Origin of the sequence: Nocardia sp. No.11 (genome assembly GCF_038752175.1) — a bacterium.
In the GTDB taxonomy this organism is placed as follows: domain Bacteria; phylum Actinomycetota; class Actinomycetes; order Mycobacteriales; family Mycobacteriaceae; genus Nocardia; species Nocardia canadensis.
Genome location: NZ_JBCGFB010000001.1, coordinates 226,465 through 237,420, shown reverse-complemented (window position 1 = coordinate 237,420; position 10,956 = coordinate 226,465). Strand labels below are relative to the sequence as shown.

9 protein-coding genes and 1 pseudogene are annotated in these 10,956 nt (G+C 70.0%); 5 read left to right on the top strand and 5 right to left on the bottom strand.

The genetic code is table 11. The features are described 5' to 3' along the window. A pseudogene (locus tag V8688_RS01090) lies at positions 1–319 on the top strand (cell surface protein); the annotation flags it as partial. Positions 320–450: 131 nt separating this feature from the next. After that, the gene (locus V8688_RS01085; protein ID WP_316574740.1) at positions 451–2,232 is read left to right on the top strand and encodes an exonuclease domain-containing protein; all 1,782 of its coding nucleotides are present in this window, start codon (positions 451–453) and stop codon (positions 2,230–2,232) included. A gap of 8 nt (positions 2,233–2,240) precedes the next feature. Here the strand turns inward: V8688_RS01085 and V8688_RS01080 are convergent, their stop codons facing one another. Genes V8688_RS01080 through cysD form a run of 5 tightly spaced genes read right to left on the bottom strand, consistent with a single transcriptional unit; the run spans position 2,241 to position 8,146 of the window. Beyond that, positions 2,241–3,374 carry a sulfotransferase gene (locus tag V8688_RS01080; protein WP_218720069.1) on the bottom strand — a complete coding sequence of 378 codons (1,134 nt, stop codon included), beginning with the start codon at positions 3,372–3,374 and terminating at the stop codon, positions 2,241–2,243. A gap of 17 nt (positions 3,375–3,391) precedes the next feature. Further along, positions 3,392–4,177: an SDR family oxidoreductase gene (locus V8688_RS01075; RefSeq protein ID WP_218720070.1), complete on the bottom strand. Its 786-nt coding sequence runs from the start codon at positions 4,175–4,177 to the stop codon at positions 3,392–3,394. Further along, on the bottom strand, positions 4,174–5,391 hold the full coding sequence (locus V8688_RS01070) for a hypothetical protein (RefSeq protein ID WP_342799933.1): 1,218 nt from the start codon (positions 5,389–5,391) through the stop codon (positions 4,174–4,176). Before V8688_RS01070 ends, V8688_RS01075 begins: the two co-directional genes overlap by 4 nt. Next, a complete protein-coding gene (gene cysC, locus V8688_RS01065) occupies positions 5,388–7,241 on the bottom strand; it encodes an adenylyl-sulfate kinase (RefSeq protein WP_218720072.1) in 1,854 nt (617 codons plus the stop codon). Before cysC ends, V8688_RS01070 begins: the two co-directional genes overlap by 4 nt. Then, a complete protein-coding gene (gene cysD, locus V8688_RS01060; protein WP_218720073.1) occupies positions 7,241–8,146 on the bottom strand; it encodes a sulfate adenylyltransferase subunit CysD in 906 nt (301 codons plus the stop codon). Before cysD ends, cysC begins: the two co-directional genes overlap by 1 nt. Positions 8,147–8,299: 153 nt before the next feature. Between cysD and V8688_RS01055 the strand changes: the two genes are divergently transcribed. From V8688_RS01055 to V8688_RS01045, 3 genes are all read left to right on the top strand, one after another. After that, entirely contained in the window at positions 8,300–9,166 is an 867-nt protein-coding gene (locus V8688_RS01055) for a helix-turn-helix domain-containing protein (protein ID WP_342799932.1), read from the top strand. 100 nt (positions 9,167–9,266) lie between these two features. Beyond that, the gene (locus V8688_RS01050) at positions 9,267–10,202 is read left to right on the top strand and encodes a hypothetical protein (RefSeq protein WP_218720075.1); all 936 of its coding nucleotides are present in this window, start codon (positions 9,267–9,269) and stop codon (positions 10,200–10,202) included. Between the two features lie 41 nt (positions 10,203–10,243). Continuing rightward, the gene (locus V8688_RS01045; RefSeq protein WP_218720076.1) at positions 10,244–10,915 is read left to right on the top strand and encodes a GntR family transcriptional regulator; all 672 of its coding nucleotides are present in this window, start codon (positions 10,244–10,246) and stop codon (positions 10,913–10,915) included. The last annotated feature ends 41 nt before the right edge of the window (positions 10,916–10,956 follow it).

Sequence of the window (10,956 nt, the reverse complement as noted above, 5' to 3'; positions counted from 1 at the left end):
TGCCCCGCCCGCGGGATCGGGGCCGGGTGGTGCGGCTGCCGGAGCACCGGCGCCCGGGGGAGCGGCAGCGCCCGGGGCAGTAGGAAATCCCCCCGCGGCGCAGAGCCCAGGCGGCGGCGGGGCGGCTCCCGCGCACGATGTGCGGCCGACCAGCGACACCGGCCTCCTGCCCGAACCGGACCTGCTCTCGGTGATCGGCGGACTTCTCGCGCTGGGGCTGGCCGGCGGCGGATCGGCCGCGGTGAGCTTTCAAGGCGCCGCCCAAGCACAGGCACGCATCGACGCCGCCCGCGCCGAGTTCTTCGGCCCGCGGACGTGATGCGAGTGCTGTCCGCGGCCACCCGCTGACAGGCGTCGACCGGCGCTCGTGCAGCGGGCGACAACCTTTGTCGCACGATCGTTCTCGAGTTCGAGTGCAACATTTCCGAACTCGTCTACGATGCGATGCTCATGCAGGGGATGACACGGGTCGACGTGCAGCAGCAGGCCTCCGGATTCGGTGAGTTCACCGTGGTCGATGTCGAAACCTCCGGACTCCGACCGCACCGGCACCGGGTCCTGTCGGTCGCCGCGCTGACCTTGGACAGCACCGGACAGGTGACGCGCGAGTTCCACACCTTGCTCGACCCCGAATGCGACCCGGGCCCGGTGCATGTGCACGGGCTCACCGCCGAAGTGCTGCGTGGCTCACCGCGATTCGCGCATGTGCACGAGCAGCTGGCCGCGATGCTGGCCGGGCGGGTCCTGGTCGCGCACAACGCGATGTTCGACTTCGGGTTTCTGGCCAGTGAGTTCGAACGGGCAGGTGGAGTGCTTCCGGTCCGTCGTCGGCTGTGCACGCTGGCGCTCGCTCGCCGCGTCGCGCTACCGACCCCGGACTACAAGCTGGCGACCCTGGCCACCTATTACGGTGTGCCACAGCGGAAAGCGCACGATGCGCTCGACGACACCCGGGTTCTCGTGAACGTGCTGCGCGCACTGGTGGCCGACGCGGCTCGCCTGGGCATCGCGCCGCCGTTGCTCTCCTGCGAGCCGACAGCGGACAGGCGCGCGGATTCTGTGTGGCCTGTCGAGCGAAGCGGCCCCAAGCCGCCGTGCGCGTACGCCTACCCGGGACGCTGGGAGCCGTCGGCGCCACTGCGTCAAGGGATGAAGGTCGCGTTCACCGGCGAAACCCGGATCGACCGCGAAGAGCTGGTGTCGCGCGCCGAGACTGCCGGGCTCGACGTGACCAGCGTGGTGAGCGGTCGCACGAGTGTGCTCGTCACCAACGCGCCGGATTCCGGGACCGGCAAGGCACGCAGGGCGATCCAGCACCGGACTCCGGTCATCGACGAGCCGCGCTTCATCGAACTGCTCGCGACGATCGAACCAGGGCAGCCCAGGACTGCCCGGACCGCGGCGCCGGTCTCGCGTCGTCGGGTCGCCGTGCCGTCGGGGCCGCTGTCCGGGCACCGCGTTCTGGTGCTCGGCGGTACGCACGAGGAAGCCGCGCGGACCAGGACCCGGGTCGTGGAGCTCGGGGGATCCGCGGCCGTCAACTTGTCGGCCACCGTGACGGATCTGCTGCTCCTGCCCGGCGGCGACGCGGATCGCCGGGTGCGGAAGGCGACCGACCTCGGGCTCGCGCTGCACGGGCTGGAACTGCTCACCCGGTCGCCGGCGGCGGAATCCGAGCCGGCGGCGGGAGTCCCGGAACCGACGGCCCCCGAGCCGACCGTGTTGGCGCGCGGCCAGGTGATCGATCTGCCGATCGACTCGGACTCCTGGACCCTGCGCGCCACCTGGAACCAGCTCGGCGCCGCCGCCGTCGACCTGGTCGCCTTCCTCGTCGATACCGAGGAAAAGGTCGCCGGTCCGGCCGATTTCGTGTTCTACAACCAGCCGATCGCCGCGGGAGCCAGGCTCGCCGAGGAAGGGCCGACCGAGCAGTCGATCGCGGTCCTCCTCGACGAGCTTCCCGAGCATTGCTCTCGCGTGGTCTTCGCGGCGGCCCTCGATGCGCCCGGCGTGACCTTCGGCGACGTCGGCGCCGTCGAGGTCGATGTCGCGACCGGCCCAGAATCGAGCGCGGTGATCCGCTCGACGATGGACGCGGCCACGGTCGAACGGACCCTACTGCTCGCCGAACTGTATCTGCGGGGCGAGACCTGGCGGTTCCGCGCCGTCGGACAGGGCTACGAGTCCGACCTCGCCGCGTTGGCCCGTGGGTACGGGGTCGAGGTCGAATAGCGCGTCCCTCAGCCGCCGAAGCGTTCGGCGACCATCTCCTCGGTCAGGCCGTAGTCGGCGAGGGAGTAGTGGTGGGTGGGTTTGCGGTCGCCGGTGCGGCTCTCGTTGTCGAGGGCGGTGATGGCGGTGCGGGCCTCCTCGGTGAAGTCGGTGCCGATGCGGGTGTAGATCCGTTCGACCACGCCGAACGGATCGGCGCGCAGGTCGTCGAAGTCGACGTCGATGAAGGTGGCGTCGGTGTGCCGGGCGCGCGCGGCGGTGAATGCGGCGAGACCGCGGGCCCACAGGTCGAGCTGGGTGCGGCCGATGGTCTCGCCGGTGAAGGTGGTCGACCAGCCGCGCGTGGCGTGTTCGTTGAGGCTGCACACCGACGGGATGATGGTGGCCGGATCGCGGTGGGTCTGGATGACGATCGCGTCCGGGTAGACCGCCAGCAGCGCATCCAGACAGAACAGGTGACTGGGGTTCTTGAGCACCCAGCGCCTGCTGTCGTTCATGCCGATCAGCTGCAGATTGCGACGATGCCGCGTGTAGGCGGGCGTCCAGTCCTGGGCGGCCAGCCACCGCGAGTAGCTCGGCACATAGGCCAGGCATTCGTAGGAATGCGAGGTGCCCGACTGCCGCAGCAGCTGCCAGCATTCCTCCACATCGGAGGCGCTCATGTAGTGCAGACCCATGAACTCCGGATTCTGCACCTGGTGCTGACGCAGACCGGCGTCGATCTGCTGGTAGGCCGGATTCTCCGACCAGGTCTCGCGCGGCGGACGCGGCTGCGGGAAATCGGTCAGCCACATCTCCAGCCCCTGGTTGGCCGGATCGGCCGCCAGCAGCCGGTGCAGCGCGGTGGTGCCGGTGCGGGGCAGACCCGTGACGAAGATCGGCCGGGTGACCGGGGTGTCGACATAGCCGGGGTTGGCCGCCCACGCGGCCTCGCTGAGCGCGCGGGCCACGAGCGTGCCGCGCAGGAAGAACCGCGACATCTTGCTGCCGAGCTCGGTGAGCCCGGCCTCGTCACGGTAGGAGTCGAGCAGCACCTGCAGCGCCTCGGTGTAGTCGTCGGCCCCGAAATCGGTGAGACCGGTGAGTTTGGTGGCGGAGGCGTGCAGGTCGGCCACGGTGCCGACATCGGTGCGCACGGTCATCGAAGGGAGCTCCTTGCTCAGTTGTGGTATTCGCCGCAGTTGACGTCGAGGGTCTGGCCGGTGATCGCCGAGGACCAGTCGGACGCGAGAAACACCACGGCGCGGGCGATCTCGTCGGGTTCGGGCAGCCGCTTCAGGTCGGACTTCGCGGCGGTCTGCTCGTACACCTGCTCGACGGTGATGCCGTACTTCTCGGCGACCTGCCCGAAATACCACTTCAGCTGGTCGGTCCAGATGTAGCCGGGCAGCACGCTGTTGACCCGCACACCCTTGCCGCCGAGTTCGGTGGCCAGCGTCTGCGACATGGCCAGCAGTGCCGCCTTGGTCAGTTTGTAGCTGCCGTAGCGCGGTTCGGAATGCCGCACGACCATCGAGTTGATCATCACCACGGCGCCCTTGGCCTCGGCGAGGGCGGGCGTGAACGCCTGCGTCATGCGCAGGCCGCCCAGCACCGTCATGTCCAGGCTGGAGCGGATGTGGTCGAAATCGGTGCGGTCCAGCGGCTTCATCGACGGCACCGAGAACGCGTTGTTGACCAGCGCGTCGACCCGGCCGAACGTCTCGACGGTCCGCGACACCAGGTTCCGCACCGCGGCGTCGTCGGTGATGTCGGTGGGCACGCTCAGGGTCGCGCCGCCGGCGGCCTCGATCTCGGCGGCTACCTCGAGCAGCCGCGATTCGGTCCGTGCCGCCAGCACCACCGTGGCACCCGCGGCGGCCGCCTCCAGGCAGATCGATCGTCCGAGTCCGGGACCGACCCCGGACACGACGACGACCTTGCCATCCAACAGTGCCCCGCTCATCCGAGCATCCTCTCTGCGAAAGCCCGCTGCCGGGCGGCGATCCGGTCGCGCCAGCCGGCGGCGTCGATCCGGTTGTCTGTGTAATGGGGAAGGTGCTGGCCGACCTCGGCGACCGGGACCACCGTGACCGTCGGGCCGTCGGCTTCGGTCATCGGCCGGTCGGTGCGCTGCCAGCGGAACTGCAGAATGCCCCGGGTGCGCCCGGTCGTCTCGATCCAGTTCGCGATGCCGGGATCCTGCTTGCTCACCACCATTCGAATCAGGCCGTCCGGATCCACTTGGGCCTGGGCGTGATTGAGGCTGGTCTGGTGGTTGACGTAGTCGAGCGAGATGTACCAGAGGCTGCCGAGCTGGAAACCCTGATACGGTGCGTCGGATTTCGGCACGGTGATCACCAGCGCCTGATCGTCGGCCAGGTCGAAATGGCCCACCGAGGAGTACTGGGTACTCAGGCCACCCGGGGTGAGCCGGGGCGCGGTGAGCGTGTTCACCGGCAGGTCGAGGTAGAACCATTTCGGGAAGTTGAACCAGGTGTGCACCCTGGTCAGCAGCATCTTCGCCGCCGCGCCGTAGCGCTTGCGCATCCGGGCGAGATCCGGCTCGACCGGGGCGGTACCGATCGTGTCGACGCGCTCGATCCGGATCGAGCCCTTGCGCTCGGTCCAGTCGCTGTAGACCTCGCGCACCGCCAGCATCGACGCGCCCTCACCGAGGGCGAAGTAGCCCGGACCGGCGTCCGGCTTGGCGGGGCCGAACCGGATCGAGAAGCTGCCGTCGGCGGCGATGGGGATCCGCCGGTCGTCGAAGGCGTCCGCACCGCCGGGGACGTCGGTCGCGGTGTAATCGCCTTTGAGTACTTGGAAACTGAGGTCGACGGTGCTGCCGCGCACACCGCTCACCACGTACTCGGCGTCGGGTTCGATGTTCGCGTGGTAGTAGAGGGTGTCCGGATTGTCCAGGCCCATCTTGGCGTAGGGCCCGGTCGAGGACACGAAGTACGGATGACTGGTGCCGTGCGCACCGGACAGGCGCAGGCAGGCGGCGACGCTCGCGGCGAGGTAGTCGTAGCCCTCGGCCAGGTCGGCGTCACTGCGCACGAATTCGGCGCCGGCGATGAGCTTTTCGGCCTGGGCGACCGCGGCGGTGAACGGCGCGGTCAGCGGCTCCGGTGGCGCGGTGCTCCCGGCTTCGGTGGCGGTGCTGGAGTGGGTCAACGGTCTGCGATTCCTAGCTCTCGGAGGATATGGGCGGCGATCTCGGCGGGGGAGCCGAGATCGGGGGTGATGACGAGATCGGCGTCGGTGGGTCGCTCGTAGGGCGAACCGACACCGGTGAAGCCGGGCAGCTCGCCCGCGCGGGCCTTGGCGTAGAGGCCCTTGGGGTCGCGGCGTTCGCATTCGGGCAGCGGCGTATCGACGAACACCTCGTGGAACGGCAGCTCGCGCTCGGCGTGGGTGGTGCGCGCCTTGGCCCGCTGCGCGGCGAACGGGCTGATCACCGACACGATCGCGATCGCGCCGGAATCGGCGAACAGCGCGGCGACCTCGGCGACCCGGCGCACGTTCTCGTCCCGGTCGGCCGCGGAGAAGCCCAGGCCCGCGTTGAGTCCGTGCCGCAGGTTGTCACCGTCGAGCAGGTAGGCGGCCCGGCCCGCCGTGACCAGCTGACGCTCCACCTCCACGGCGATGGTCGACTTCCCGGAGCCGGACAGGCCGGTCAGCCAGATCGTGGCCCCGGCATGGGCGCGATCGTCGCGTCCGACCGCCGAGCGATGCCAGACCACCGTCGCCGGTGCGGCGTGCGCGCCGGTGTCGCGTCCGGTGACCATGCCCGCGGCGACGGTCTGGTCGGTGACCGGGTCGATCAGGATGAAACTGCCGGTGCGGCGGTTCTCCCGGTACGGGTCGAACAGCAGCGGCTGGCGGCTGCGCAGGCGCACCCGGGCGATGTCGTTGAGCGACAACGCTTCCACGTCCTCGAGCCGGTGCAGGGTGTTGACGTCGAGCTGGTAGTCGATGGCGGTCACCTCGGCGGGCGAGGTCTGCGCCGCGGTGCGCACCAGATACCGTCCGCCCGCGCGCAACTGGGCGGTCTCGGAGAACCAGCACACCATCGCGTCCAGATCGGCGCCCTGCTGGGGGCGATTGCCCGGCCGGGCCAGCAGATCGCCACGGCCGATGTCGATCTCGTCGTCGAGGGTCAGCGAGATCGCCATGCCGGTGAACGCCTCGTCGACCTTGCCGCCGCCGGGCCCCCAGATCTCGCGCACCCGGGAGGTGTGCCCGGCGGGCAGCACCACCACTTCGTCGCCGGGCTTGAAGATGCCGCCCGCGACGGTACCGGCGTAGCTGCGGTGATCGAGGCCCTGCTGAGCCCGGATGACGTACTGGATCGGCAACCGCGCGTCGATGAGGTTGCGGTCCGAGGCGATGTGCACGTCCTCGAGGTGGCGCAGCAGCGGCGGTCCCGGATACCAGTCCATGTGCTCGGAACCCTCGACGACATTGTCGCCGAGCAGCGCCGAGACCGGCACGAAGCTGAGGTCGCCGACGGTCAACTTCGCGGCGAACGCGGCGAATTCGGCCCTGATCTCCTCGAATCGCTCCTGCGACCAGTCGACCAGGTCCATCTTGTTCACGCACACCACCAGGTGCGGTACGCCCAGCAGGGTGGCCAGGAAGGCGTGCCTGCGGGTCTGCTCGGACACCCCGGCGCGGGCGTCGACCAGGATCAGCGCCAGATCGGCGGTGGACGCGCCGGTGACCATGTTGCGGGTGTACTGCACGTGACCCGGCGTGTCGGCGATGACGAACTTGCGGCGCGGTGTCGTCACATACCGGTAGGCGACATCGATGGTGATGCCCTGCTCGCGCTCGGCGCGCAGCCCGTCGGTCACCAGCGCGAGGTCGGCCGCGTCGCCGCCGCGTTCGGTGCTGACCCGTTCGATCGCGGCCAGCTGGTCGTCGAACAGCGACTTGGAGTCGTAGAGCAGTCTGCCGATGAGGGTCGACTTGCCGTCGTCGACGCTGCCGGCGGTCGCCAGACGTAACAGGTTGCGGCTCATCAGAAGTAGCCCTCTCGCTTGCGGTCTTCCATGCCGGTCTCGGAGATCCGGTCGTCGGCGCGGGTGGCGCCGCGCTCGGTGAGCCGGGTGGCGGCGGTCTCGGCGATCACCTTCGCCGCGGTGTCGGCCTCGCTCTCGACACAGCCGGTGCAGGTGGCGTCGCCGACGGTCCGGAAACGGACGGTGGCGTCGAAGGTGCGCTCGCCCGGTTGCGGGGTGATGAATCGGCCCGCCGACAACAGCATGCCGTCGCGTTCGACGACGCGGCGCCGGTGGGCGTAGTACAGCGTCGGGAGCTCGACCGCTTCGCGATCGATGTACTCCCAGATATCGAGCTCGGTCCAGTTCGACAGCGGGAACACCCGGATGTGCTCGCCCTGCTGGTGCCGTCCGTTGTAGAGGTTCCATACCTCGGGACGCTGTGCGCGCGGATCCCATTCGCCGAACCTGTTGCGGAAGCTGAACACCCGCTCCTTGGCCCGCGCTTTCTCCTCGTCGCGGCGTGCCCCGCCGAACACGGCGTCGAAGCGATGTTCGCCGATCGCCCGCAGCAAGGTGGTGGTCTGGAGCGGGTTGCGGGTGCCGCCGGGGCGTTCCACCGCGCGGCCGGCGTCGATGTCGTCCTGCACCGAGGCGACCAGCAGGCGCGCGCCGGTGCGGTCGGCGGTCCGATCACGGAACTCGATGACCTCGTCGAAATTGTGCCCCGTGTCCACATGCAACAGCGGGAACGGCAGGGGCGCCGGCCAGAACGCCCGCCGTGCCAGATGCAACAGCACCGCCGAGTCCTTGCCACCCGAGAACAGCAGTCCCGGTCGCTCGAAGGTGGCCGCCACCTCCCGGAAGATATGCACCGACTCGGCCTCCAAGGCCGCCAGGTGCGACAGCTCGTACCCCGTCTGCACTCGTTCACCCACTTCGCTGTGTGCGCCGCCGGCGGATCCGATCCGCCGAGTTGCGTTGTCGAATATTCGACGCTATTGTTCGATATTGTGACACCGACGATAAGCCGGGCCGAGCGCGCCGGTCAAGAGGTGACCCCTGACCCGGTGCCTGCGATGAGCGCGGCCGAGGTGGCGTCGCCGCCGACCCAGCGGGTCGTGAAGGTGCTCGAGCTGCTGTCGCGGCATCCGCGGGACCGGCTGTCGCTGGCGCGCATCGTGCGGGAGGCTGGGCTGTCCAGGGCGACCGCGCACGCGGTGCTCACCCAGCTCACCGCCGACGGCTGGACCGTCCGCGACGACGACGGGTGCTACGGCATCGGCCTGCGCCTGCTCACCGTCGCACGGCGCGCCGAAGCGGCGTTTCCGCTGCGCCGCACCGCGGCGCCCCACCTGCGCGCACTGTGCGAACGCACCGGCGATCCGGTGTTCCTCGCCGAACGCGACGGCGACAGCATCGTGGTCACCGAGGTGGTCGGCGACCCGTCCGCGGACTGGATCCGCGCGGGACGCAGGCTCCCGATCGCGCCGCCGGTCTGCCGGGAGTTCGTCGCCTGGGCGCCCGAATCTGTCCGGGCCGTGTGGCTGGCAGCCGCCGACCCGGCCCACCGCGATCGCCTGACCCGCGTACTCGCCGAGATCCGGGAGCGCGGCTACTCCGTCGAACGGCTCGTCGACGACTCCACGCCCATGCTCGAGGTACTCGCCGGACTGCGCGATACGCCGATCACCGCCGCGCTGCGCGCCCAACTCGGCTCGGTCATCACCGAGCTGATCACCATCGACTACCTGCCCGATGAACTGGGTCAGGAGAACGCGGTCGTGACCCTCGCCGCGCCCGTGCGCGACGCGAGCGGCGCGGTGGTGGCGGCGGTGGTCAGTTGCCCCGACACCCGCCTGTCGGCCGCCGCGCTGAACGAGCTCGGCGCGGCGACTGTCGCTGCCGCGGAACGGATCGGCGCGCACGCGATCCATCCGGCCTGACCCACCGGCCGGACCACCCGAGCCCGGCCGTTCGCCGTTACGCTGACGGGGAGAGCCTGACCGCCGGATGGTCGCGGCAGGTGGCAGGAGAGGACTCGACGTGGCGGACGACAGCGATCGCTGGTGGGAGGCGCCGGGCCTGGCGGGGCAGCAGCCGCAGACCGGTCCGGAACCGTACGCGCAGCCCGCGCCCCAGCAGCCCTACGGATACCCCCAGCCGCACCAGGGTCAATATCCGCCACCCCAGTACGGTGCGCCGCCGCAGGGCTACGGGCAGCCACCGTACGGTTATGTGCCACAGCCCTCTCCGGGTCCGCCGCGCCGTGGTGGTGGCGGTGCGGGCGTGATCATCGCCGTGGTGGTCGTGGCGGTGCTGGTCGTCGTCGTGGGCATCGTGGCCGTCGTGCTCGGAACGCGCTCGTCCGACGACACCACCGCGTCCCCGACATCGGTCACCTCCGCGGCGGTGCCGACCGGGTCGCTGTCGGGCACCACCACGGCCCCGGTGACCCCCGGTGCGAAGGGCGTGCTCATTCCCACCTATCGGGTCGCCTACGACGTGCCGTCGACCTGGTCGGTCGCCCCCTCCTACGACACGATGAGCTTCACCACCGCGAGCGGTTCCATCGACGGCCGCGGCCAGTCGACCGAGGGCGAGAAGTACTGCCCCGGCTCCGCCTATCGGGCGATGGCCGCGGTCACCACGAGCACGGAGTCCGATCCGGCCGCCGCGGCGAAGACGGTCGCGAAAATCGCTGCCGAGGGCGGATATTCGGATCCCAGTGGCGGCAAGCTCACCACGCCGAGGTCGTTGACCACCCGGAGCGGCGTCGCCGGACAGTTCGTGGAGAGCACGGGACCGTGGAAGCCCCAGCTCTCCGGCTGCACGGCCGATGCCTACTCGGTCTACACCTTCGCCTTCCGCAATGCCGCAGGCACCCTGCTCGTGCTGACCATCCTCGTCGACCGCAACACGAGCGGGGAATTGAGCGCCGAGGAGGCCGAGAAGCTCGTCACCAGTCTGCGCCTGGTCTAGCGGCGGAAGCCGCGCGGCCGCGGTGTTCGTAGACTCGACCTATGACGGCAGCGGCATCCGATTCGACTGTGCTACCGGCGAGTCTGGTGGAGATGACGGCGCGGCACGTGCGGGCCGAGGTGCTCAGCGGCGCACTGGCCCCGGGCGCGCGAGTGGGGGAGGAGGCGCTGTGCGCGCGGTTGGGGATCAGCCGGGCGCCGGTCCGCGAGGCGCTGCGTCGCCTCGCCGAACAGGGCTTGATCGAGCACCTGCCGCGACGGGGCTACCGGGTGGTGGTGTGGTCGGCGTCCGACATCGTCGAATTGTTCGAAGTACGCCGGGCGTTGGAGCGCCATGCCTTGACCACCGCGCTGCCCCACGCCGACCTGGATCGTGGGCTCGGGGGAGTGCGCGCGGCACTCGACGAGCTGACCGAGGCCGACCGGCGCGGCGACTGGGTCGCCCGTGACGACGCGCACCGCCGTTTCCACGCCGAGATCGTGGCGCTGGCAGGTAATCGGCAGCTCGACCAGGTGTACGGCCAGATCCTGGTGAAGCTGCAATTGGCGATGGCCCGCAATCTGCGACAGGAGACCGAGGTGGCCGCGCGCCGCGAGGGTGTGCGCCGCCACCAGGAGTTGCTGGCCGCGGTGGCCTCGAACGACCCGGCGACCGCGGAGGCCGCGCTGAGACAGCACGGCGAGCAAACATACCTGAAACTCGGTATCTGCTAACACATCCGATACAGACGGCGCCTTCGGTCGTCACACATTTT